Consider the following 25,208-nt stretch of genomic DNA (forward strand, 5'->3'; position numbering starts at 1 on the left):
AATGAAGAAGCTTTTCTCCGTTCTGTCTGTTGCGACGCTGAGCCTTTCGCTCGTCCTGACCGGTTGCGGCAGCGGAAACACCAATAAGCCTGCCGAGCAGGGCAATACGGGAGGAGCCGGAGCCGGGAGCGGAGCGGCTAAAATTAAAGTCGGGATGGTTACAGACGTTGGCGGCGTCAACGACAACTCCTTTAACCAAAGTGCATGGGAAGGTCTGCAGAAGTTTAAAGAAGATACCGGAAACGACGTTGACTATCTGCAAAGCCAAAACGATTCAGACTACGTTCCCAACCTGAACCAGTTTGTCAAAGACAAATGGGATCTGACCTGGGGTATCGGGATGCTAATGGCTGCCCACGTGAAACAAGTGGCGGGAGAAAATCCAGATGCCAAACTGGCGATCATCGATGATGTTGTGGACGCTCCAAACGTAGAATCAGTCACGTTTAAAGAGAACGAGGGTTCTTTCCTCGCTGGTGTGGTCGCAGCTGAAATGACCAAGACGAATAAGGTAGGCTTTGTCGGCGGGGCGGAAATTCCGGTTATCAAGCGTTTTGAAAAAGGATTTGTCGCCGGCGTAAAGGCGGCAAAACCGGATGTTGAAGTCATTACCGTCTATACGGGGGCATTCGACAAGCCGGACCTTGGAAAAGCTTCCGCATCGCAGATCTACGGAAAAGGAGCAGACATCATCTTCCACGCGTCCGGTGCTACGGGTGACGGCGTGTTCAACGAAGCGAAAGCCCGCAAAGCCAAAGGCGAGAACGTATGGGTCATCGGCGTTGACAAAGACCAATCGCTTCGATTCGGCGATGACATCACTCTGACGTCTATGGTGAAGCGTGTAGATGAAGCCGTGTACCGGGTGTCGAAGGATCTTGCCGACGGCAAATTCAAAGGCGGTTCTGTCGTCCTTGGCCTGAAAGAAGACGGTGTAGGCCTGGCTGACACCTCGACGAAGAATGTACCGGAAGACATCCTGAAAAAGGTTGACGAGTTTAAACAAAAAATCATCAGCGGTGAAATTACTGTTCCAGAAAAGTAAAGCTTACACGGATTTCCATGGAACGAGGCTAGTTGGCAAACTAGCCTTGTTCTCTCTTACAGGATAAAAGGACAACCTGTTAAAACGCCTGTTTATCCTGCTTTGAAAGCGTCCTCTATACCTGCGGAAAATACTTGTTTATGAAATACATAGAATCTTTTCCTGTCAGATCAGTACGGAAGAAACCTCGCTGCCATTCCTACCTGGAGTTTTTCTGAAGTACCCAAGCGGCTTCATCCGGCATTAGCTTCGGTAAAAGCAACCGCTAAGGAAGGACCAGCATCTTCGAAAGGACTTCTTTAGATAGCTTTTCTTACAGTATCAGAAAGCTTACACTTCCTGAACCAGCTTCCTGATACGGCATGAAAAGCAACCGCTAAAGAAGGACCAGCATCTTCGAAAGGACTTCTTTAGATAGCTTTTCTTACAGTATCAGAAAGCTTACACTTCCTGAACCAGCTTCCTGATACGGCATGAAAAGCAACCGCTAAAGAAGGACCAGCATCTTCGAAAGGACTTCTTTAGATAGCTTTTCTTACAGTATCAGAAAGCTTACACTTCCTGAACCAGCTTCCTGATACGGCATGAAAAGCAACCGCTAAAGAAGGACCAGCATCTTCGAAAGGACTTCTTTAGATAGCTTTTCTTACAGTATCAGAAAGCTTACACTTCCTGAACCAGCTTCCTGATACGGCATGAAAAGCAACCGATAAAGAAGGACCAGCTTCTTCGAAAGGACTTCTTTAGATAGCTTTTCTTAATTAAAGAACGGGGTGAACATGTTTGAGTGACGTACAGACAGTCGTCGAAATGCGCGGTATAACCAAGCGGTTTCCCGGTATTATTGCCAATGACAATATCAGTTTGAAAGTAAAAAAAGGGGAAATTCACGCGCTTCTCGGTGAAAACGGTGCGGGAAAATCTACCCTGATGAACATCCTCTTCGGGTTGTATCAACCGGATGAAGGGGAAATCCTGATTAACGAAAAGCCCGTCGTGATTGCAAACCCGAATGTCGCCAACGACCTGGGCATCGGAATGGTGCACCAGCATTTTATGCTTGTGGAACCATTCAGCGTAACAGAAAACATCGTCCTCGGAAACGAACCGAAAAAAGGTTTATCTATAGATATCCGCAAAGCCGCCAAAGAGGTGGAAGAACTGTCCCGGCGTTACGGTCTGAAGGTGGATCCCTACGCCAAAATCCGGGATATATCCGTCGGCATGCAGCAGCGGGTGGAAATTTTGAAAACGCTGTATCGCGGCGCTGAAATTCTCATCTTTGACGAACCGACCGCAGTACTCACCCCGCAAGAGATTCAAGAGCTGATCGACATTATGCACAACCTTGTCAACGAGGGGAAGACGATCATTCTGATCACCCACAAGTTGAAAGAGATCATGGCGGTTTGCGACAGCGTCACGATCATACGGCGCGGCAAAGTGATCGACTCGCTTGCTGTAGCCGAAACAAATCCGGATGACCTGGCTGAAAAGATGGTGGGCCGGGAAGTGACCTTTTCTGTAGAAAAGCGGCCGGCTAACACCAAAGACGTGGTCCTCTCCGTCGAAAAGGTGACGGCATTGGACAGCCGCGGCGTCAAAACCCTGAACGAAATCTCGCTGGAAGTAAAATCAGGTGAGATCTTTGGCATCGCCGGGGTAGACGGGAACGGACAGAGTGAACTGATCGAGGTGCTGACCGGTCTGCGCAAAGCCCAGTCGGGCAGTGTGAAGCTAAACGGCAAAGAGATCATGAACCAATCGCCGCGGAGCATCTCGGAAGCGGGACTGTCGCATATTCCCGAGGACAGGCATAAGCGCGGCCTGGTTCTCGATTTTACCATGAGCGAAAACATGGTGCTGGAAACCTACTATCACAAGCCCTATAACAAAAGCGGCTTCCTTGACTACAAGGAAATCGATCAGCAGGCGAAAAGACTGATTGAAGAATTCGACGTGCGGACGCCCAGCATATACACGGCGGCTCGTGCGCTGTCAGGGGGCAACCAGCAGAAGGCGATTATTGCCCGCGAAGTGGATAAAGACCCGGATCTGCTGATCGCTGCCCAACCGACCAGAGGACTTGATGTCGGTGCAATCGAATTTATCCACAAGCGGCTGATCGAGCAGCGCGATAAAGGAAAGGCCGTTTTGCTGGTATCTCTGGAGTTAGACGAGATTATGAACCTTTCAGATCGCATCGGGGTCATCTACGAAGGACAGATCGTCGGGATAGTAAATCCAAAACAGACGTCAGAACAGGAACTGGGTCTGATGATGTCAGGTGGAAAGCGGATGCAAGGAGGAACTGTGGATGAATAAAGTCGCCCAGATTTTTATCAAGGAATCGTTTCTCGTTCCTGTCGTTGCCATCCTGCTCGGCCTGATCGTCGGTGCGATCGCGATGCTGGCAGGCGGTTTTAACCCTTTGATCGCCTATGAATCGCTGTTTATCAAGGTGTTTGGCAATCTGTACAACTTTGGCGAAACCATCCGTCAGATTACGCCGTTGATCTTTACCGGTCTTGCCGTCGCTTTTGCCTTCCGTACCGGCCTGTTCAACATCGGGGCCGAGGGGCAGTTCATCATGGGGATGGTCTCCTCCGTCTGCGTCGGCGCCATGCTTGATCTTCCCTTTTACATACACGTCCCGTTGGCTCTGATTGTCGGCGGAGTTGTCGGCGGACTGTGGGGAGCCATCGTCGGCTACTTGAAATCGGTGCGCGGTGTCCATGAAGTCATCACCTCTATCATGTTAAACTGGGTTGCCCTGTACTTTTCCAATTACATCTTAAAAACCTTCCTGGTTCCCGAAGGACAGCAGCGTTCACGGGATATCCACGAATCTGCATCCATCTCGATCGGCTGGCTGTCCGAGATGTTTGACAGCGCCCGCTTGCACTGGGGGACGCTGATCGCGCTGGCCGCTGCCGTAGTCTTTTACATTATCCTGTGGAAGACGAAAACCGGGTTTGAACTGCGGGCTGTCGGGTTTAACCCGCACGCCTCCGAATACGCGGGGATGAACGTCAACAAGAACGTGGTCAAAGCGATGTTTATCGGCGGTCTGTTCGCCGGCTTGGGCGGCGCTTGCGAAGTATTGGGCGTCTTCCACTATCAGGCGATTGCCTCGGCTCTGCCGGGATACGGATTTGACGGTATCGCCGTTGCCTTGATCGGCGGAAATACGCCGCTTGGCGTCGTGCTCGGAGCGATTTTGTTCGGGGCGCTCAGCTTTGGCGCTGCCGGGATGAAGTTTGGAGCGGGAGTGCCGGTGGAGTTGATTCGGATCGTCATTTCCTCTGTCATCTTCTTCGTGGCCGCGCACGGCATCGTTCGCTACCTGCTAAAACCGGTCCTGGCCAAGAAAAAGGAGGTGCTGTAGGAAATGGATTGGGGTTTGTTGGTAAGCAACTTGGTACATGATACCATCGTGTTTTCTACAGCGCTGATCTTCGCTGCCCTCGGCGGCGTCTTTTCGGAGCGTTCCGGGGTCGTCAATATCGCCCTCGAGGGGCTGATGACGATCGGCGCGTTTGTCGCGGCGGTCGTGACCTTCTTCTTCGAAACGGCGTCGCCCGGGGTCGCGCCGTGGGTTGGTTTTGTCGCTGCGATCATCGCCGGTGTCATCTTCTCCCTGACCCATGCAGTGGCTTCGATCACCTTCAAGGCGGATCAAGTCGTAAGCGGTGTGGCACTCAACTTTTTGGCGACAGGGCTGACGCTGTACCTGACCAAAATCATCTTCCACGGCGCGGGGCAGACCAGCACGCTCGCAGCCGTCTTCACCCAGTGGAGCATCCCCGGCTTAAAGGATATTCCGCTTTTGGGACACGCCGTATTTGAAGGGTATCCGACGAGCTACCTGGCCTTTTTGCTGGTGATCATCTCCTGGTATGTCCTCTTCAAAACGCCATTCGGGCTGCGCCTTCGCTCCGTGGGCGAGCATCCGCGTGCGGCAGATACGGCGGGAATCAACGTACGTATAATCCGTTACATCGCGGTGATGATCAGCGGAGCTCTCGCCGCCATGGGCGGAGCGACAATTACGCTGACGACGACCAGCAACTTTTCGCACAATACGGTTTCCGGTCAAGGATTTATCGCCCTGGCGGCGATGATCTTCGGAAAGTGGCATCCATCCGGCGCGATGGGGGCGGCCCTGTTCTTCGGGATGGCGCAGGCGGCCATGTCTCTTCTGCAGGTGTATGGATGGACGCAGTACATCCCGGTAGAAGTCATCTTCATGCTGCCGTACATTTTAACCATTCTTGTCCTGGCCGGATTCGTCGGCCGCTCCAATGCGCCGGCGGCCTCAGGCAAGCCGTATGAGACGGGATCGAGATAAACAGTGGAAAGCAAGGCTGTTTCGCATGACGCGGAGCAGCCTTTTTTTGGCGGGATTTCCTTCTCTCACGCAGAATGCAGCCGCTTCCCCGGATGGAAGCTTTTCTTATAGAAGCGGACGGAGTCGGGAAAACTACCTGCACATTCGCATAGACGAGGAGGAAAAAACATGTGGAGGTGTCCGTACTGTGGCGAAGTGAAAGGTCAGCCTTTCGCCGACAGCCAGCTGCAGGGGATGCTTTGCCTCAATCCGGAGTGCGGCAGGTTTGACTCGGCTGAGGAAAGCAAGGAAGCTCTATACGAGTGGGATTCTTCGGATTTTTAGGCGCCAATGCGGCGCCTTTTTCTCTTTTGCTTTGCTGAATCGCCATTTGTTTGGTTACAATAGGAAGAGAAAACCAGTGGAAGGGAGTTGGAAGGTTATGGCAGCACCAGTTAAAGAGATCTCGTTTCAATCTTCCCAGGTGAACGGGTTGAATCTGCATATCATGCCAACAGAGAAATTTAAGACGACGACCATCGTGATCATGATAGAGCAGGAGCTGTCACAGGCATATGTGACGAAAACAGCGCTGCTGGCTCACGTTCTGAAACGGGCGACGGCCCGCTTTCCCGATACCAGGAAGCTCAGCGAACACCTGGATATGCTCTATGGGGCCATTTTTGATATAGATGTCGTCAAAAAAGGGGAGCGCCAAATTCTGCAAGTCTATCTGGAAGTGCCGAATGAAAAGTACCTGTCGGATTCAGTCCCGCTGCTGGAACAAGCGTTTCAATTCGCCGGAGAGGTCCTGGTCCATCCGTATCTGGAAAATCAGGCATTTGCGGAGAAGTACCTGAATACGGAAAAAGAGTCGCTGCGGAAGCGGATTGAAAGCCTGATCGACGATAAAATGAGGTACGCAAATCAGCGCATCACGGAAGAGATGTTCAAAGACGAGCCGTTCAGCCTGTTGGTCTACGGCAGGCGCGAGGATCTCGCCGCGATCGACGGAGCCGGCCTGTACCAATACTATCGGGAACTGCTGGCGCACAATCCGATCGACGTCTTTGTCGTCGGCGATGTGGAGAGCACACAGATACAGGAATACGTCAAGGCACACGTACAGCCGGAGCGCAGCCAACCTGTCACGCTCCCTGCAGCCAACACGCAGAAGGATGTGCAGCAGGTGCGAGAGGTGGTAGACCGGCTCGATGTCAGCCAAGGCAAGCTGAATATCGGCTGCCGCACCCATGTCACTTATAAGGATGAAGATTATCCGGCCCTGCAGGTCTGCAACGGCGTGCTCGGCGGGTTTCCCCACTCCAAGCTGTTTATCAACGTGCGCGAGAAGGCGAGTCTGGCTTACTACGCCGTATCCCGTCTGGAGAGCCACAAGGGCGTGCTGATGATGATGTCGGGGATCGATGTGGCCAATTACGAGCGGGCCGTATCGATCATGAAAGAGCAGCTGGAACAGGTGAAAGCCGGAAAGATCAGCGATGAAGAGTTGAACCTGACGAAGGCGACGCTGACGAATCAATTTCGCGAACTCCTCGACAGCGCCCGGATGATGATCGATTTTACGTACAACGGTCTCCTCAGCGGACGAAAACGGCTGCTGACAGAGATGCTGCAGGCGTTTGCCGACACCACTCTGGAGGATGTCAAGCGGGTGGCGGCCAAGATCCAGATGGATACGATTTACCTGCTGCGTGACCGAAAGGAGAGTGTGTAACGTGCAGACGAAGACGTTTCAACAGGTGAACGAGACTCTTTACTCAGAGCAGCTGCCAAACGGGTTAAAAGTTTACCTGCTGCCGAAAATGGGGTTCGGCAAAACCTACGCCGTTTTTACCACGCGGTACGGCTCGATTGACAGCCACTTTCGCATCTCGGGCGGGGCAGAGGTCCACGTGCCCGACGGGATCGCCCACTTTTTGGAGCACAAGATGTTCGATAAAGAGGATCGCGATGTCTTTCAGGACTTTTCGCGCAACGGCGCTTCCTGCAACGCCTTTACCACCTTTAACCGGACGGCGTACCTGTTCTCCTGCACCGACCTGGTGGAAGACAACCTGAACATCTTGCTGGACTTTGTCCAGGAGCCGTACTTTACCGAACAGAGCGTGGAGAAGGAGAAAGGCATTATCGGCCAGGAGATTCGCATGTACGATGACAATCCGGACTGGAAGGTGTACATGAGCTTGCTCAAGGCGATGTATCAGGAACACCCGGTGCGGATCGAAATTGCCGGGACGGTTGAGTCAATTGCCAAAATAACCAAAGATACCTTGTACGACTGCTATGAGACGTTTTACCATCCGAGCAATATGATCTTGTTTGTGGTCGGTTCGTTTGACCCGGAGTCAATCATGCAGACAGTGAGAAAAAACCAGGAGGGCAAGTCATTCTCGCCGTCGCCCAAAATCGAGCGGTTTTTCCCGCAGGAACCAGCGGCATTGGCCCAAAAGCAGGTGGAGAATCACCTGTCTGTCGGGCTGCCGAAATGCATGATCGGCTTCAAGGACGCACATGTCGGGCTGACCGGTGAACAACTGCTGCGCCGGGAGATGACCACCAAGCTGCTGCTGGATATTCTGTTTGGCACCAGTTCCGCCCTGTACCAAAAACTGTATGAGGCAGGACTGATCACGGAGAGCTTCGATTTTGACTACACGTGTGAACAGGATTATGCCTACTCGCTCCTGGGCGGGGACACGCCTGATCCCGAACGGCTGAAAGAAATGATCCAGCAAGAGATCAGCCATTACCTGCAGGCGGGTATTGCCAAGGACGAATTTGAACGGAGCAAACGGAAGAAGATTGGCCAGTTCCTTCGTTCACTCAATTCGATTGAGTACATCGCCAACCAGTTCACCAGCTATACGTTTAACGGAACCGACTTGTTTGCGGTGGTGCCGGTACTGGAGTCGATCACGCTGCAAGATGTAACGGAGCGGATGGGCGAGCACCTCCGGTTTGACCAGATGGCAGTCTCGATTGTCCGTTCCGCTGCGGACCAGGAGTAGAAGTCTGCCGTGCGAGGAGAAACGATGTGGGGACTTGTGACGGGAGCGTCAGGCGAGCTGGGTCAGGCGGTCAGCATCGCTTTGGTCAAGCGGGGCATCCCGCTGTATCTGCATTACCACCTGGCGGGCGATAAACTGCAGGGGGTCCTGCAACTGGCAACCGAGCTGGGGGTGCCGGCATACCCGCTCCAAGCAGATTTGCGGGACCCGGGGCAGGTGCACCGCATGTTCGGACAGATGCCGGTAAAGCCGCTCTTGTTGGTAAACAATGCCGCGGTCGATCACGTAGGGCTGATCCACGATGTGACACCAGAGCAGTTTGACAATCTGGTGCACACCAATGTACGGGCTCCGTTCTTCGTGACACAAGCCGCCCTGCCGGCGATGATTCAGGCGAAGTACGGACGCATTGTCAACCTGTCTTCGATCTGGGGCTTGACAGGCAGTGCCTGTGAAGTGCTGTATTCCACGACCAAAGGGGCCGTCCTGGCGTTTACCAAGGCGCTCGCGAAAGAGCTGGCCCCCAGCAGCATTAGCGTAAACGCGATTGCTCCGGGAGCGATCGAGGGGGGGATGATGAACCGCTTCTCCCCCGAGGATGTGCAGGAGATCGTAGAGGCGATTCCGGCTGGCAGGCTCGGTCGGCCGGAGGAGGTTGCGTCTCTCGCCGTCTATTTGTTGTCGCCGGAAGCAGGTTACATTACTGGACAGGTGATCAGTCCGAACGGCGGCTGGTACACCTGAGTTCGGCGAAGCAATTGAGAGGAAAAAAACGTATATTTTTGCGCTCGGGATGGCACTCTATTCCTATCAGGGCAAAAAGCCCGAAGGTACTATCTCGAGGAGGGAACGTTTGATGTCGGTTCTAGACAACTTTTCTGACTGGAAACAATTTCTGGGTGAACGCCTTGGATCAGCCAAAGATGCGGGAATGGAAAGCGAAACGGTTCACAATGTAGCCTTTCAGGTAGGAGATTATCTTGCTGAACAGGTTCAGCCCAAGAACGACCAGGAGCGCCTGCTCAAGGAGCTGTGGGAAGTGGGCAGCGAGGAGCAGAAGCGCGCGCTCGCTTCCATGATGGTAAAACTCGTGCAAAAATAAGGGTACAGTGGAAAATCCCCAATACCGGGGATTTTTTTACGTTCACCCTTTGTCGACTCGCTCACAGATGGTATACTGAGGAGGATCATTTATCACGTGAGAGAGGGAGTCACTCGTGGACATAAAAGATAAAAAAGAGTGGTATATCGAGTACGAAATCCAGAGAGACCGGCCTGGTCTGCTGGGGGATTTGGCTTCGATGCTGGGGATGCTCAATATCAATATCACCACGATCAACGGTGTTGAAAATAATCGCCGGGGAATGCTGGTCATGGCTGATGATGACGAAAAAATAGAAGTTCTTCGCAACATTATCCACAAAGTGGACAATATAACCATAACAAGGCTCCGCCCCCCGACGATGCTGGATCGTCTCGCTGTCCGTCACGGACGTTACATCGCCCGTGACACGGAAGACAAGAAGACGTTCCGGTTTATTCGTGACGAGCTGGGGTTATTGGTTGACTTTATGGCAGAAATATTTAAGAAAGAAGGCAATCAGCTAGTCGGCATCCGGGGCATGCCCCGCGTCGGCAAAACCGAATCGATGATTGCCGCCAGTGTATCGGCGAACAAGCGCTGGACCTTTATCTCTTCAACGCTGCTGCGCCAGACAGTCCGCAGTACCTTAGCAGTTGATGAAATGTCCACTGATCATGTATATTTAATTGATGGGATCGTCTCAACACTTCGCTCTACCGAACGGCATCACTGCCTGCTTAGGGAGATCATGAATTTCCCGGCGGCCAAGGTTATTGAACACCCTGATATTTTCGTCAGGGAATCAGAGTATGAACTTGATGATTTTCAGTATATTATTGAACTTCGTCACAACCCCGATGAGGAGATCACCTATGAAATGCTCAACAATCAGGCTCTTAATGATTTTGACGTGACGTAAGGAGGGAACAGTGTGTCTGAACTGGGCCAGGTGCTGCAAAGAGCCAGGGAGGAAAAGGGAATATCACTCGACGAGATCCAGACGGTCACGAAAATCCAACGACGTTACCTGGAGGCCATAGAGAGAGGACATTTTCACGTTCTTCCCGGTCATTTCTATGCTCGTGCCTTTATAAAAAGCTATGCGGAAGCTGTTGGGCTCGATTCCAACCAAGTTTTGTCCCACTTCCAAACCGATCTGCCGGCACAACCGCCGCAAGAGCAATTGGAAAGGCTGCGGCGCCGCCGTGCCACTGTCGCCAAAACCCCGCTGCAAGCGGGAAAATGGTTAACCCAGTCTTTGGTAGTGCTGTTCATCGTACTGGTTTCCGCACTGATCTACTCGTACGCAGCCAAGCACGACGGCGGACTCCAGACACCATCTGGTACAGCTGTCTCTCCATCAGGTGTAGACACAGTCGAAGGATCAACGCCGCCGCCGCCGCCCGTTCCTCCACCTGTTGTGAATACTCCATCCGGTTCTGATACGCCCCCAGCCAATGAAGGGGTTGGCGGCGGCAGTTCGGCTCCAGGCGACAACACGCCGCCGGGCGATACGGGCTCCCAGCAGAGCGGAATTACGCCGGTCTCCCAGAACGGCTCTGTCTACAGCTTTGCGCTGCAGCAAGCAGACAAGCTCTCGATCAATCTGAAGACGTCGAAAGGCAGATGCTGGGTGGAAGTGTATCAAGCGAAGAACGGGAAGAAAGTAGCCAGCTTGATGATGGAGCAGGGGCAGGAGCAGGGCTATGAACTGGAAAAATCTGCCTACCTCAAATTGGGTGACCCGAAAGCGGTTGAACTTACAGTGAATGGGCAAGCCGTCTCGACAGCGAATATGGAACACTACCCATCCTTTGTCGAACTGAAAGTTGAATAGACAATGGTTCCGGAGAAGGCAAGCGGAATGTATTTCCGCTTGTCTTTAGTTTTTGACACTGCTCTGGCCGATATATTATACTGTTTAAGTGTATATTGGGCAGGTGTGACTAAATGGAGGAAAGAGAATGGCAGAAAAAGCTTCCGCGCGGGAAAAAGTAGCAATCGTTACATTGGGTTGCGAAAAAAATCTCGTAGACTCGGATATGATGGCTCACTTGATTGATGAGAAAGGATATGAACTTGTAGACGATCCGCAGCAGGCTACTGTTGTGATAGTAAATACCTGTGGTTTTATTGATGCCGCCAAAGAAGAGTCGGTCAACAAGATCCTGGATATGGCGGATCTAAAAGAGTCTGGAAAAGTAAAGTCACTGGTAGTGGCCGGCTGTCTCACCCAGCGCTATAAAGAAGATATCTTGCAGGAAATTCCTGAAGTGGACGGAATTGTGGGAACCGGCGACTTCATGTCGATTACTGACATCATCGAAGAGTCGCTGGTGGGGAAAAGGCCCGTACGCATTGGCAATCCGGTGTTTTCCTATGAAGAAGTGGTCAAGCGCAAAGTCAAAACCGGCACCTATTCCGCGTATATCAAAATCGCCGAAGGTTGCGACAACGCTTGTACTTTCTGCAGCATTCCGATGATGCGCGGCGCCTTCCGCAGCCGTTCGATGGAATCCATCATCGAAGAAGCAAGGCACCTGGCTTCGCAAGGGGTCGTGGAAATCAGCCTGATTGCGCAGGATTCTACCAACTACGGGACAGACCTGTACGACGGCAAACACATGCTTGCAGAGCTGTTGAACCGCCTGTCCGAGGTGGAAGGAATTGAGTGGATTCGCCTCCATTACGCTTACCCCGGTTTTTTCACCGATGAGTTGATCGAGGTTTTTGCAAGCAACCCCAAAGTTTGCAAATACATTGACATGCCTTTGCAGCACTCGGAGGATACGATTCTAAAACGCATGCGCCGTCCCGGCCGCCAGCGTGACATTCGCGAGCTGGTCGCGAAAATCCGGGCAGCAGTTCCCGATGTAGCGGTGAGGACTTCCCTTATCGTCGGCTTCCCCGGGGAGACTGAACAGGATTTTCAGAATCTGTGCGAGTTTGTCAAAGAGATCAAATTTGACCGCCTGGGTGTCTTCACCTATTCGAGTGAAGACGACACGCCGGCTGTCAGACTTCCCGATCACGTAGACGAAGAGACCAAAGAGAGACGGGCAAATCAGATCATGGAAATCCAGAGGGAGATCTCCCGGGAGCAGAACGACCGTTTTGTCGGCAAGGAACTGGATGTCTTGATCGAACGTTACGAAGGGAAGAGCGATGTCTTCGTTGGACGCAGCGGATTTGACGCCCCGGAAATTGATGGAGAAGTCTTTGTCTCCGGTTATAAAGGCGAACTGGGCAAAATTGTGAAAGTGAGGATCACCCATTCGTATGAGTACGACTTAGCCGGGGAGGTTTTGTAGGTGAATCTTGCCAATCGCATCACTTTGGCTCGAATTTTCCTTGTACCCGTTGTGATGTTTTTTATGCTGGTCCAGTACAAGTTCGGCACCTTTACTGTCGGCAACATCAGCATGACCTACAATGAGGTGATTGCCGCATTGGTCTTTATACTAGCTGCCAGTACGGACGGATTGGACGGGTACATCGCTCGCAAGAAGAAAATCGTTACCAATCTCGGGAAATTTCTCGATCCTCTCGCGGATAAATTGCTGATATCCGCAGCCCTGATTTCCCTTGTGGAAATGCACCGGCTGGAGGCTTGGATCGCGATTGTCATCATCAGCCGCGAATTTGCCGTGACTGGTCTGCGTCTGGTGGCTGCTGCGGAAGGGCAGGTCATCGCTGCCAGCGCACTCGGCAAATTAAAGACGTGGGTGCAAATCGTAGCGATTGTTGCGCTGATGATTCGCAACTTCCCCTTCGAACCCTTTCACATCCCGTTTGACGTCATTGCCTCTTGGGCAATGGTTATCATCACGCTTTATTCCGGTTATGACTACTTTGCGAAGAATCGCAATGTCATTCACTACTCCTGATTGCAGGCATATTTGGCAGTGGAATAGGAAGGATACAGATGAGAGCGGAAATTGTAGCTGTTGGAACCGAATTGTTGCTGGGGCAAATCGCCAATACCAATGCCCAGTTTTTATCGCAAAAATTGGCTGAGCTGGGGATCCATGTTTATTTTCATACGGTTGTTGGCGATAATTACGAACGACTTACGCAAGCGATCGAGCTTGCTGCCAGCCGTTCCGATGCGGTTATTTTTACCGGAGGGTTGGGCCCCACCCAGGATGATTTGACGAAAGAGGCGGTAGCCGACTATGTCGGCCGCAGATTAGTCACGGACGAGTTGGCGCTTTCGCGCATTCAGGCCTTCTTTGTCAAACGGGGAATTCCGATGACGGAAAACAACCGCAAACAAGCATTGGTGATCGAAGGGAGCACGGTCCTCAACAACGACCACGGCATGGCTCCCGGCATGGGCTTGACCGCTTTGGACAAGACATTCGTTCTCCTGCCCGGACCACCCAGTGAGATGCGCCCGATGACAGAGAATTACCTCATGCCGTTTCTGGCAAGTCTGCAGCCGGAAAAACAAGTTTTTCACTCCCGCGTGCTCTGCTTCTTCGGCATCGGGGAGTCAGCTTTGGAAGACAAATTGTCAGACCTCATTCAACAGCAAACGAACCCTACCATTGCTCCCTATGCGAAAGAATTTGAAGTAACCTGTCGAATCACTGCCCGGGCCGCTTCCGGAGTTTTGGCGGAGAGTTTGATTGCGCCTGTTGAGGCTGCCATTCGTCAGCGGGTAGGCGAGTTCATCTACGCCGTCGGTGAGACCTCCCTGCATGAAGTGTTGATCGCCGAACTGCGGAAGCGGCAGGAGACAATAGCCTGTGCGGAGAGCTGCACAGGAGGATCGATCGCTTCCTTGCTTACTTCTGTTCCGGGCAGCTCCGAGGCATTTCGCGGAGGAGTCGTTTGCTACAGCAACGAAACGAAGCGGGACCTCTTGGGGGTGCCGGCAAGGGTATTGGACCATGACGGTGCGGTAAGTGAAGCGGCCGCAAGATACCTGGCCGAGAACGTCAGACAAAAAATCGGCACGACGTACGGCGTCTCCGTTACCGGGGTTGCCGGTCCGGGGACCGTGGAAGGAAAGCCCGTCGGTCTCGTCTACATCGGACTGGCTGCAGAGGGGATGCCGACGGTTGTGAAAGAGCTTCAGCTGGCCGGACAGCGCCGGGCGATCGTCGGGCGTGCTGCCAAATACGCAATGTTTTACACGCTTCAACGTTTAAAAGAAAGGTGACTAAGATGACGAATTTTACTGATTTTGCGCTACATAAAAGTATCATGCAATCCATTCACGACATGGGGTTTGAAGAACCGTCCCCGATTCAAGCGGCGTGCATCCCGCGGATTCTGACCGGCGTCGACCTGATTGGCCAGGCCCAGACAGGTACGGGGAAAACAGCTGCTTTCGGCATTCCCTTGATCGAGAAAGTGACGACCGCCAATACCATCCAGGCGATCGTGCTCACGCCAACCCGTGAACTGGCGATCCAGGTTTCTGGAGAGCTGCGCCGGATCGCGAAGTACAAGCGCATCCGCACGCTGCCGATCTACGGCGGCCAGTCGATCAGCCACCAGATTCGCGCGCTCAAACAGGGCGTCCAAGTGGTGATTGGTACGCCGGGCCGTGTGTTGGATCATCTTCGCCGCAAGACGCTTAGGCTGGACAACGTGACGATGCTGGTCCTCGACGAAGCGGACGAGATGCTTGACATGGGCTTTATCGAGGATATCGAGACGATTATCAGCCATCTGAACGAAGACCGTCAGACCCTGCTCTTCTCGGCGACGATGCCGGCTGAGATCAAACGCCTTGCTACCCGTTATATGAAAAAGCCGGAAACAGTGGCTGTCAGCCGCGAAGAAGTGACGGCTCCGCTGATCGAGCAAGTCTATTACAAGATGTTTGAACGAAACAAGCTGGACAGCCTGTGCCGCATCCTCGACAGCGAGGACGTCGAGCTGGGCATTATCTTCTGCCGCACCAAACGGGGCGTGGACGAGCTGACGGAGGCCCTGCAGGCGCGCGGATACCTCGCAGACGGCCTGCACGGCGACTTGTCGCAGGCACAGCGCGACAAGGTGATGAAAGCCTTCCGCGAGGGAACGATTGAGTTCTTGATCGCGACGGACGTAGCCGCCCGCGGCATTGATGTGGGCAATGTGACCCACGTCATCAACTACGACATCCCTCAGGATCCCGAGAGCTACGTGCACCGCATCGGCCGTACCGGGCGTGCAGGCCGCAAGGGGATTGCGATGACGCTGGTGACGCCGCGCGAGATGAGGCAGATGATGATCATCCAGAAGCAGACAAAGGCAGCGATCGTCTCCCGCAACGTTCCTACGCTGGAAGAAGTGGCCGAACGGAAGCAGGAGCAGCTGCGTGAACAGTTGATCAACCTGATCGAAAGTGATGGAATCGCCGAGATGTACGAGAAGGTCGCACAGAACCTTGCTGCCGACTACTCGCCAGAGCAGATCGCTGCAGCGGCGCTTCACCTCGCCTTCCACAACGAAATCGGGGACGGCACGGAAACGGAAGTGTACGACTTCGGCGAAACCGGTGCGGCTAAAGGCATGGTTCGCTTCTTCCTCAACGTCGGCCGGAACGCGAATGTCAAACCGCAGGATCTGGTTCGGGAGATATCCGAAACGGTAGGTATACCCGGCAAAGCGGTCGGCCGGATCGACATCTTCGAAAACTTTACGTTTGTCGAAGTGCCGGAGGAGGTCGCTCCTTTCGTCTACGAGGCGCTTCGCCAGACCCGCATCAACGGCAAACGAATCAACCTGGAACCGGCGAAACCGCGCAATAAGAGGTAATACACTGCCCTGGATGGGGCCATAAAGGGGAGAGAGCCGCTTGTATCAAACCAGATGCAGGTGGCTTTTTTTCCGAAAAAACGTTATGCGAATATTTGTTCGCAAAAAATACTTGGCAAGTGCTTCTATCTCGATGTATGATGATTACAGGTAATCAAACGAAGTGAAAGGGAGTGTCAGTATTGTCTGATCGTCGCGCGGCTTTAGAAAACGCATTACGGCAAATAGAGAAACAATTTGGAAAAGGCTCCATTATGAAATTGGGTGACATGGGAACGATGCAGGTTTCCACCGTGTCCAGCGGGGCATTGGCGCTTGATATCGCTTTGGGAGTGGGCGGATTTCCCCGCGGCCGGATTATTGAGATATACGGGCCGGAATCTTCAGGTAAGACGACGGTTGCCCTTCACGCCATTGCCGAAGTGCAAAAACAGGGCGGACAAGCGGCATTCATCGATGCAGAGCACGCTCTCGATCCGGTCTACGCCTCCAAGCTGGGCGTCAACATCGAGGATCTTCTGCTCTCGCAGCCTGACACTGGAGAACAAGCCCTGGAGATCGCGGAAGCGCTTGTGCGTTCCGGTGCCGTCGACATCATTGTCGTGGACTCGGTCGCGGCGCTCGTTCCGAAAGCGGAGATCGAGGGAGAGATGGGGGATTCCCACGTGGGCTTGCAGGCTCGCCTGATGTCCCAAGCGCTGCGCAAACTCTCCGGCGCCATCAACAAGTCAAAGACAATCGCGATCTTTATCAACCAGCTGCGCGAGAAAGTAGGCGTCATGTTCGGAAATCCGGAAACCACTCCCGGAGGCCGGGCGCTCAAATTCTACGCCAGCGTGCGCCTGGATGTGCGGAAGGCGGAAAGCATCAAGTCAGGGAATGACGTCATCGGCACCAAGACGAAAATCAAAGTGGTCAAAAACAAGGTAGCTCCGCCGTTTAAAACGGCAGAGGTGGATATCATGTACGGCGAGGGAATTTCCCGCGAAGGCAGCATTTTGGATATCGGCGCCGAGATTGACGTCGTAGCCAAGAGCGGCGCCTGGTATTCGTTTAACGACGAACGGCTGGGGCAGGGGCGCGAGAACGCCAAGCTCTTCCTGAAGGAAAACCAGGAGATCGCCAGCCAGATCGAGGCCAAGGTGCGCGAATACTTCAGCCTCAACCCGAGTGCGGTGCCGCAGACTGACGACGCGGTTGTCGATCCGGAGCAAGAGGAAGAGCCGGTTTTTGATTTTGAATAAGCAGTCAACCACAGCAGCCTGTCGCCGTCCGACAGGCTGCAGCACTGTACCGGACCTAAAGAGAGGAGTGAGGCGATGAAGAGCGGCCAGGTTACCGCTATCTGTCAGGACAAAAAAAACAGGCACCGCTACCAGGTATACATCGACGATGAGTATGCCTTTGACGTCCACGAAGACATACTGATCAAATATCACTTATTAAAGGGCACCTACATCGATGAAACAATGGGACGGGAAGTCCTGCAGGCGGAAGAATGCCAAAAGGCTTACCTGCTGGCTCTCCGCTACCTGGGAATTCGGCCGCGAACAACCCATCAACTGGAACAGTATCTGGTGCAAAAAGGGTTTTCCGAACAGATCGCGAGCCAGGTCAGCGGACGCTGTGCCGCTCAGGGCTATCTGAACGACGAAACCTTCGCCAGGCAGTGGGTCGCGGAACGCCTGCGCAATAATCCCCGCGGGAAGTACGCCTTGCGGATGGAACTCAAACAAAAAGGTCTCCCGCAGGAAATTATCGGCGATGCGCTCGGAGAGGTAAAACAGGAGGAAGAACTGGAGGCGGCCCGGAAGTTTGCACGAAAAAAGTTAAGGAATGAAGCTCTGCCGCTGGACCGGACAAAAGAACAGAAGCTGCTGGCAGCTCTGCTGCGTCGGGGATTTAGCCCTGCTGCGGTGCAGGTGCTGCGCCGGGAGCTGAGGGACGGCCGATTTCCGCTGGAGTAAGGCTGCCTGCCCGTACAGACTCTTGGCGCCTGTCTTCGCCCCGGCGGCATCCGGGTGCTTCTTGACAAGTCTTGTCATCAAATAATAAAATAGGTTTGTGTTATGAGGTGTATCATACTTTTTCGCTATTTCTTTTGCTAATTCGCAGTGGAAAAACTGAACAACCGCGCATCACTGCGTGGATTCAGCGGACCGAGTAGCATCGGTCTTGTTTTTTAGGCTTCCCCTCTGACTTGGAAGCCAGTGAATGTACCTGACGAATATACATTTGTTTCTTGACACAACACGAAATTCGCAGGGTGATGACTGGAAATTGAATGCTTAGAAAGCGGGGAGATGTCACACGCCAAGGAGGTGAAAAAAGCACGATTATGGGTACAATATTAAATCCGATTACATTGATATTGCTCATCGTTGTTCTGGTGGCAGGTTTTATCGTCGGTTACTTCGTGCGCAGGTCGATTGCAGAAGCGAAGATCTCCAGCGCAGAGGAGGCTGCCAAGCAAATCGTCGAGGAAGCCAAACGCGACGCGGAAGCAGTCAAAAAAGAGAAGGTCCTGGAAGCGAAAGACGAAGTTCACAAGCTTCGCACAGACGCAGAACAGGAGCTGCGCGACAGGCGGAATGAAATTCAGCGTCAGGAACGCCGCATTCTGCAAAAGGAAGAAACGCTCGACCGCAAGCTCGAGCAGCTGGAGCGCAAGGAGTCAGATCTGGCCGAACGAGACAAATCGATCACAGAACTGAAAGCAAGCGTTGAGCAATTATATAAAGACCAAGTAGCCGAACTGGAACGGATTTCCGGTTTGACCCAGGAAGAAGCGAAGGCAATTATCCTATCGAATGTGGAGAACGACGTTCGCCACGAAATGGCTGTTATGATCAGGGAAATTGAGACTCAGGCGAAGGAAGAAGCCGAGAAGAAGGCACGCGAGATCATCACGACAGCCATACAGCGATGTGCTGCCGATCATGTAGCCGAGACGACTGTGTCCGTTGTTACGCTGCCGAATGATGAGATGAAGGGGCGCATTATCGGACGCGAAGGCCGCAATATCCGCGCTCTTGAGACGTTGACGGGAATCGATCTGATCATTGACGACACACCGGAAGCGGTTATTCTTTCTGGCTTTGACCCAATCCGCCGCGAGATCGCCAAAACTGCTCTCGATAAACTTGTTGCTGACGGCCGGATTCATCCCGCCAGAATTGAAGAGATGGTCGATAAAGCTCGCCGTGAAGTGGATGAGCGGATTCGCGAATACGGGGAACAGGCTACTTTTGAAACGGACGTTCACGGTTTGCATCCAGACCTGATCAAGATATTGGGACGCCTGCGATACCGCACCAGCTATGGGCAAAACGTATTGAAACACTCGATGGAAGTAGCCCATCTGGCCGGCCTGATGGCAGCAGAGATGAACGAAGACGTAAAGCTGGCGAAACGCGCTGGGCTGTTGCATGACATTGGCAAGGCGATTGACCATGAAGTGGAAGGTTCTCACGTTGAAATAGGCGTAGAATTAGCGAAGAAATACGGAGAGCACCCCGTAGTGATCAACAGTATCGCCTCCCACCACGGAGATACGGAACCGACATCCGTCATCTCGATGCTGGTAGGCGCTGCAGACGCACTCTCGGCAGCCAGACCCGGTGCTCGGCGCGAGACGCTTGAGACCTACATCAAACGGCTGGAGAAACTCGAAGAGATCTCCGAATCGTTTGAGGGCGTGGAGCGGTCTTATGCCATCCAAGCAGGACGCGAAGTGCGCGTCATGGTACAACCGGAAAAAATCGACGACGCTGAAGCCGTTCGATTGGCGCGAGAGATCACAAAACGAATTGAAAATGAACTCGATTATCCTGGCCACATCAAAGTCACCGTTATTCGGGAGACGAGGGCCGTCGAGTATGCAAAATAAAGTGGCAGAAACTGCCACTTTATTTTAATATCATTACAAAAGAACAGGAGGCGGATTGAATGCGACTGCTTTTTCTTGGTGACATTGTCGGCTCGCCCGGCAGGAAGATGGTGATCGAATATCTGCCGCGGCTCAAGCTGAAATACCAGCCCGACCTGATTGTTGTCAATGGTGAAAACTCCGCCCATGGACGAGGGATCACCGAAAAGATTGCAAAGGAATTGTATGAGCACGGTGTTCATGCGATTACATTGGGGAACCACACCTGGGACAACAAGGAAGTATTCTCCTTTATCGACGACGACCAGCGGATCGTCCGTCCCGCCAACTTCCCCGCCGGCACGCCTGGAACCGGACTTGCATTTGTCAAAACGTCAGCAGGCGAGGCGGCGATCATCAACTTGCAGGGAAGAACGTTTTTACCCCCGTTGGACTGCCCGTTTGTCACTGCCGACCAGCTGATTGAACAGGCAAAGAAGCGAACCAAGTTCATCTTTGTCGATTTCCACGCGGAAGTAACCTCGGAAAAGCAGGCGATGGGCTGGTATCTCGACGGCCGGATCAGTGCCATGGTCGGGACACACACCCACGTTCAGACGGGTGACGAGCGCATCCTGCCCAAAGGAACGGGTTACATCACCGACGCAGGCATGTGCGGGCCGCGGGACGGCATATTGGGGATGGAGAAGGAGACGATCATCAAGAAGTTTTTGACACAGCTGCCAGTACGCTTTGAGGTGGCTGAGGGGCAGACGCAGATAAACGGTGTCCTGTTTACCCTTGACAAATCCACTGGCTATACCCGTAAGGTCGAAAGAATCCGCATTGACGCCGACCACCCGTTTATGGAATAATATGATTAGATCGGAATTTTGCGAATAATTGCTGTCCGAGCAGGAATTTTTAGGGGTTAAGTGCATATCATTCTATTGATGGTAGATATTCTATCAGACGGGAGGTTCAATAAGGATGGAAGTATTAAAAGTTTCAGCAAAGTCCAACCCCAACTCTGTCGCAGGTGCCCTTGCTGGAGTGCTTCGTGAGCGCGGAGCGGCTGAAATTCAAGCCATCGGGGCTGGGGCGCTTAACCAAGCTGTGAAAGCAGTAGCGATTGCACGAGGGTTTGTAGCGCCTAGTGGAGTCGATCTTATTTGCATTCCGGCCTTTACAGACATTGTTATTGACGGAGAAGAGCGGACAGCAATCAAATTAATCGTGGAACCCAGATGATGGAATTGTAGACCGAGTGAACATGCCTGTTTGTTCGTTGAATGAACAGGTTTTTTCATGTTTATTTTTACAATAGAGCGGGGAATGGATATGAAAGTAATCGATACACATTGTGATGCGCTTTTAAAATTGTGGGAAAACCGCGACCTGCGTTTCGCGAAGGAAGACCGGCAACTGCATGTCAGCCTTCCCGAAATGGAACAAGGCGATGTCCAGCTTCAGGTGTTTGCTGTGTTTGTTCCGATGAACGTTCCTCCGGGGCGCCGGTTTCACACTGCGTTGGAAATGGCCCTGCTGTTTCACGAACAGGTCGTCGGTTCCGGATTGCAGCCCGTCTACGGAAGACAGGATATCGACGAAGTGATGAACGGCAACCGCCGCGGCGCCATACTGTTCCTGGAAGGGGCCCATCCGTTAGAAGGGAGCCTTACGTATCTGCAAACACTGTACCGCTTAGGCGTCAGGGGCATGGGACTTACCTGGAATTTCCGCACAGAGGCTGCTGACGGCTGCGAGGAGCCGCATCCAAGCGGCTTGTCTTTGTTTGGCAGACAAGTGATCAAAGAAATGAATCGCTTGGGCATGATGATCGACGTATCCCATCTGGCAGAGCCGGGGTTTTGGGACGTCATGGAGCTTTCCGAGTCGAGCGTGATCGCTTCGCACTCCAATACGATGGAATATTGTTCTCATAAAAGGAACCTTAGCAATGAGCAAATTAGGGCATTAATAAAGAAGGAGAGCGTTATCGGTTTGTCTTTCGTACCGTTCTTTAATACAAGCGAAAAGCGTACCGTCTGGATCGACGATCTGCTTCGGCACCTCGATCACGTCTGCTCGCTCGGAGGCGTGGATCACGTCGGTTTTGGCTCTGATTTTGACGGGATTGACAAGACCTTTGGCGATCTCAGCTCAGCCGGCAAATACCAGCTTTTGGTCGAAGAATTGTTAAAGCGGTATACAGAAGCGGAAGTAAAGAAATTCATGTACGAAAACTGGTTGCGCGTTTTTAAAAGCGTGTTACAATAGGAGATGTAAAACATTAATGTACCTGGTACATTCAAAGATCAATTCTAATAGTAATTCTAGTGAAAGCACTTGCAATTTTGAATAGCTAGGACTACAATTGGTAAAGCTCATACACATTTTGTTGTTTCCCTTTAAGGTGCATGCAGCAGAATGGACGCCTTTCACAGTCGCTAAAGGAGTGGAATTACATGATTAGTCAACTTTCATGGAAAGTTGGAGGACAGCAAGGGGAAGGTATCGAAAGTACTGGTGAAATCTTCTCCACAGCAATGAACCGTATGGGTTATTACCTGTATGGCTATCGTCACTTCTCTTCCCGGATCAAGGGGGGGCATACCAACAACAAAATCCGCGTCAGTACAAAGCCGATGCGGGCTGTATCCGATGTTCTCGACATTCTGGTAGCGTTCGACCAAGAGACGATCGACCTGAATGCACACGAACTTCGTGAAGGCGGCATCATCATCGCAGACGCCAAGTTTAATCCGACTCTTCCGGAGGGGCTTAAACCTGTACGTCTGTTCGTAGTGCCGTTGACACAAATTGCTGATGAACTTGGTACGTCTCTGATGAAAAACATGGTATCGATCGGGGCGACTAGTGCGATATTGGGAATGCCGGTAGAAAACTTCCGTAATATTGTGGAGGATATGTTCCTGCGCAAAGGGGAAAAAGTGGTTGAAAAGAACATGGAAGCCATTTCCCGCGGTGCGGAATTCGTCGCTGGCTTGACCGGCGGGCAATTGCCGGAATTCCGGTTGGATAAAGCCGACGGCAAAAAGCGCCTGTTCATGATCGGTAACGATGCCATCGGCCTGGGATGTGTCGCTGCTGGTGTACGGTTCATGCCGGCCTATCCGATCACCCCGGCTTCCGAGATTATGGAATACTTGATTAAAAAATTGCCGAAATTTGGCGGTACCGTCATTCAGACGGAGGATGAGCTTGCCGCTATCACGATGGCAATCGGCGCTGCCTACGGCGGTATTCGTACGCTGACAGCCTCTGCAGGGCCTGGTCTGTCCCTGATGATGGAAGCGATCGGTCTTGCTGGTATGACGGAGACCCCTGTTGTCATCGTCGATACGCAGCGGGGCGGTCCGTCCACCGGTTTGCCGACCAAGATCGAGCAATCCGACATCAATGCGATGATCCACGGAACCCACGGGGAAATTCCGAAAGTCGTCATGGCTCCTTCCACTGTCGAAGAGTGCTTCTACGATACGGTTGAGGCCTTTAACATCGCGGAAGAGTATCAGGTGCCTGTCATTATGGTGACGGACATTGCCCTTTCGCTCGGCAAGCAAAGCGTAGAGCCGCTTGATTTCAGCCGGGTTGAGATCCGCCGCGGCAAACTCTTGGCAGGCCAGGAGCTTCCGGAAATGGGTCCGGACGAACAGTTCAAACGCTATGAGTTGACGGAAGACGGAATCTCTCCGCGTCCGATCCCTGGTCAGAAGTACGGTTTGCACCACGTAACCGGTGTTGAGCACAGCGAAATCGGACGACCGAACGAAGGTACGAAGAACCACGTTGACCAAATGAACAAGCGTTTGGGCAAACTTGACAACCTTGTCAAGAAATTCCCGAACCCTGTCGTGATGAATGCTCCGCACCAAAATCCAGACGTGCTTGTACTGGGCATCAACTCTACAGGCGGCACGATCGAGGAAGCAAAAGAGCGGCTTGAGGCAGAGGGCATTTCGGTCAACCACGGCCAAATTCGCCTGCTGCATCCGTTCCCGACAGAGGTTATCAAGCCTTTGGTGGAAAGTGCAAAACAGGTCATCGTCGTGGAACATAACGCAACAGCGCAAATCGCGAATTTGCTGAAGCTGCACGTGGGCAACGCTGACAAGATTAAATCTGTATTGAAATACGACGGAAATCCGTTCTTGCCGTCAGATGTTTATAATGGAATTAAGGGGCTGATCAAACATGGCGACGTTCAAAGAGTTTCGCAATAATGTTAAGCCAAACTGGTGCCCAGGCTGTGGCGACTTTACCGTACAAGCTTCGATTCAGCGTGCTGCTGCAAACGTAGGTCTTGAACCGGAACAGTTGGCGGTTGTATCCGGGATCGGTTGTTCTGGCCGTATCTCTGGTTACGTGAACTGCTACGGGTTCCACGGCGTACACGGACGTGCACTGCCGATTGCACAAGGCTTGAAAATGGCCAACCGCGAACTGACTGTAATCGCTGCAGGCGGTGACGGTGACGGCTTTGCCATCGGGATGGGGCATACAATCCATGCGATTCGCCGCAACATGGATATTACTTATATCGTAATGGACAACCAAATCTACGGCTTGACCAAAGGTCAAACCTCTCCGCGCTCTGCGTCCGGGTTTGTCACTAAGTCGACGCCTGCGGGTTCGATCGAATCGGCTGTTTCACCGATTGAATTGGCGCTGTCGGCAGGAGCAACCTTCGTTGCCCAATCTTTCTCCAGCGACCTGAAAGGTTTGACTGACCTGATCGAAAGAGGGATCAAACACAAAGGGTTCTCCCTGATCAACGTCTTCAGCCCGTGTGTCACCTACAACAAGATCAACACGTATGACTGGTTCAAGGAAAACATCGTACCGGTTGAGAGCATCGAAGGGTACGATTCGCACGACCGGATCAAGGCGATGTCTTATTCCATGGCGAATAAAGGCATGCTTACCGGCCTGATTTATCAAGATACAGAGCAGCCGTCGTATGACGCGCTTGTTCCCGGCTTTAAAGAGCAAGGATTGGCAAACCAAGATATTCGCTTGTCTGCTGAAGAGTTCGATAAATTGATGGCTGAGTTCGCTTAACTCTCAGC

The 25,208-nt window shown here is 52.6% G+C and carries 23 protein-coding genes; all 23 read left to right on the top strand.

Features of this window, described 5'->3' with window-relative positions; all coding sequences use genetic code 11:
• The first annotated feature begins 1 nt into the window (after position 1).
• Positions 2 to 1,045, top strand: a complete 1,044-nt coding sequence (locus tag ACI7RC_RS02120; protein ID WP_408106557.1) for a BMP family lipoprotein — start codon at positions 2 to 4, stop codon at positions 1,043 to 1,045.
• Between the two features lie 810 nt (positions 1,046 to 1,855).
• Positions 1,856 to 3,370 carry an ABC transporter ATP-binding protein gene (locus ACI7RC_RS02125; protein ID WP_408106720.1) on the top strand — a complete coding sequence of 505 codons (1,515 nt, stop codon included), beginning with the start codon at positions 1,856 to 1,858 and terminating at the stop codon, positions 3,368 to 3,370.
• Entirely contained in the window at positions 3,363 to 4,433 is a 1,071-nt protein-coding gene (locus ACI7RC_RS02130) for an ABC transporter permease (RefSeq protein ID WP_408106558.1), read from the top strand. Before ACI7RC_RS02125 ends, ACI7RC_RS02130 begins: the two co-directional genes overlap by 8 nt.
• 3 nt (positions 4,434 to 4,436) lie before the next feature.
• Positions 4,437 to 5,396 (top strand): ABC transporter permease, encoded by a 960-nt coding sequence (locus ACI7RC_RS02135; RefSeq protein WP_408106559.1) that lies wholly within the window; start codon positions 4,437 to 4,439, stop codon positions 5,394 to 5,396.
• A 168-nt stretch (positions 5,397 to 5,564) separates the two neighbouring features.
• A complete protein-coding gene (locus tag ACI7RC_RS02140) occupies positions 5,565 to 5,720 on the top strand; it encodes a hypothetical protein (protein ID WP_408106560.1) in 156 nt (51 codons plus the stop codon).
• A gap of 97 nt (positions 5,721 to 5,817) precedes the next feature.
• Complete coding sequence (gene yfmF / locus ACI7RC_RS02145) at positions 5,818 to 7,113, top strand: EF-P 5-aminopentanol modification-associated protein YfmF (RefSeq protein WP_408106561.1); 1,296 nt, start codon at positions 5,818 to 5,820, stop codon at positions 7,111 to 7,113.
• Between the two features lies 1 nt (position 7,114).
• Complete coding sequence (yfmH, locus tag ACI7RC_RS02150; RefSeq protein WP_408106562.1) at positions 7,115 to 8,407, top strand: EF-P 5-aminopentanol modification-associated protein YfmH; 1,293 nt, start codon at positions 7,115 to 7,117, stop codon at positions 8,405 to 8,407.
• A gap of 24 nt (positions 8,408 to 8,431) precedes the next feature.
• A complete protein-coding gene (gene ymfI, locus ACI7RC_RS02155) occupies positions 8,432 to 9,151 on the top strand; it encodes an elongation factor P 5-aminopentanone reductase (protein WP_408106721.1) in 720 nt (239 codons plus the stop codon).
• 112 nt (positions 9,152 to 9,263) lie between these two features.
• Positions 9,264 to 9,509 carry a DUF3243 domain-containing protein gene (locus tag ACI7RC_RS02160; RefSeq protein WP_408106563.1) on the top strand — a complete coding sequence of 82 codons (246 nt, stop codon included), beginning with the start codon at positions 9,264 to 9,266 and terminating at the stop codon, positions 9,507 to 9,509.
• Positions 9,510 to 9,630: 121 nt separating this feature from the next.
• Positions 9,631 to 10,410, top strand: coding sequence for a YmfK family protein (locus ACI7RC_RS02165; RefSeq protein WP_408106722.1), 780 nt, complete (start codon positions 9,631 to 9,633; stop codon positions 10,408 to 10,410).
• 12 nt (positions 10,411 to 10,422) lie between these two features.
• Positions 10,423 to 11,328, top strand: coding sequence for a helix-turn-helix domain-containing protein (locus ACI7RC_RS02170; RefSeq protein WP_408106564.1), 906 nt, complete (start codon positions 10,423 to 10,425; stop codon positions 11,326 to 11,328).
• 127 nt (positions 11,329 to 11,455) lie between these two features.
• On the top strand, positions 11,456 to 12,802 hold the full coding sequence (gene rimO, locus ACI7RC_RS02175) for a 30S ribosomal protein S12 methylthiotransferase RimO (protein ID WP_408106565.1): 1,347 nt from the start codon (positions 11,456 to 11,458) through the stop codon (positions 12,800 to 12,802).
• The gene (gene pgsA / locus ACI7RC_RS02180; protein WP_408106566.1) at positions 12,803 to 13,378 is read left to right on the top strand and encodes a CDP-diacylglycerol--glycerol-3-phosphate 3-phosphatidyltransferase; all 576 of its coding nucleotides are present in this window, start codon (positions 12,803 to 12,805) and stop codon (positions 13,376 to 13,378) included.
• Between the two features lie 38 nt (positions 13,379 to 13,416).
• Positions 13,417 to 14,658 carry a competence/damage-inducible protein A gene (locus ACI7RC_RS02185; RefSeq protein ID WP_408106567.1) on the top strand — a complete coding sequence of 414 codons (1,242 nt, stop codon included), beginning with the start codon at positions 13,417 to 13,419 and terminating at the stop codon, positions 14,656 to 14,658.
• 5 nt (positions 14,659 to 14,663) lie between these two features.
• Complete coding sequence (locus ACI7RC_RS02190) at positions 14,664 to 16,247, top strand: DEAD/DEAH box helicase (RefSeq protein WP_408106568.1); 1,584 nt, start codon at positions 14,664 to 14,666, stop codon at positions 16,245 to 16,247.
• A 182-nt stretch (positions 16,248 to 16,429) separates the two neighbouring features.
• Complete coding sequence (recA, locus tag ACI7RC_RS02195) at positions 16,430 to 17,491, top strand: recombinase RecA (RefSeq protein ID WP_408106569.1); 1,062 nt, start codon at positions 16,430 to 16,432, stop codon at positions 17,489 to 17,491.
• A 75-nt stretch (positions 17,492 to 17,566) separates the two neighbouring features.
• Entirely contained in the window at positions 17,567 to 18,214 is a 648-nt protein-coding gene (locus tag ACI7RC_RS02200) for a RecX family transcriptional regulator (protein WP_408106570.1), read from the top strand.
• 371 nt (positions 18,215 to 18,585) lie between these two features.
• Positions 18,586 to 20,136: a ribonuclease Y gene (rny, locus tag ACI7RC_RS02205; protein ID WP_408106571.1), complete on the top strand. Its 1,551-nt coding sequence runs from the start codon at positions 18,586 to 18,588 to the stop codon at positions 20,134 to 20,136.
• A 59-nt stretch (positions 20,137 to 20,195) separates the two neighbouring features.
• The gene (locus ACI7RC_RS02210) at positions 20,196 to 20,990 is read left to right on the top strand and encodes a TIGR00282 family metallophosphoesterase (protein ID WP_408106572.1); all 795 of its coding nucleotides are present in this window, start codon (positions 20,196 to 20,198) and stop codon (positions 20,988 to 20,990) included.
• Between the two features lie 115 nt (positions 20,991 to 21,105).
• Complete coding sequence (gene spoVS / locus ACI7RC_RS02215) at positions 21,106 to 21,366, top strand: stage V sporulation protein SpoVS (protein ID WP_003385776.1); 261 nt, start codon at positions 21,106 to 21,108, stop codon at positions 21,364 to 21,366.
• A gap of 90 nt (positions 21,367 to 21,456) precedes the next feature.
• Positions 21,457 to 22,395, top strand: a complete 939-nt coding sequence (locus ACI7RC_RS02220) for a dipeptidase (protein WP_408106573.1) — start codon at positions 21,457 to 21,459, stop codon at positions 22,393 to 22,395.
• Positions 22,396 to 22,583: 188 nt separating this feature from the next.
• Positions 22,584 to 24,362, top strand: a complete 1,779-nt coding sequence (locus ACI7RC_RS02225; RefSeq protein WP_408106574.1) for a 2-oxoacid:acceptor oxidoreductase subunit alpha — start codon at positions 22,584 to 22,586, stop codon at positions 24,360 to 24,362.
• Positions 24,334 to 25,200, top strand: a complete 867-nt coding sequence (locus ACI7RC_RS02230) for a 2-oxoacid:ferredoxin oxidoreductase subunit beta (protein ID WP_408106575.1) — start codon at positions 24,334 to 24,336, stop codon at positions 25,198 to 25,200. The genes ACI7RC_RS02225 and ACI7RC_RS02230 overlap by 29 nt, the downstream gene beginning before the upstream one ends.
• Positions 25,201 to 25,208 lie beyond the last annotated feature (8 nt).

The sequence above is a fragment of the Brevibacillus sp. B_LB10_24 genome (assembly GCF_046036945.1).
Classification (GTDB): domain Bacteria; phylum Bacillota; class Bacilli; order Brevibacillales; family Brevibacillaceae; genus Brevibacillus_C.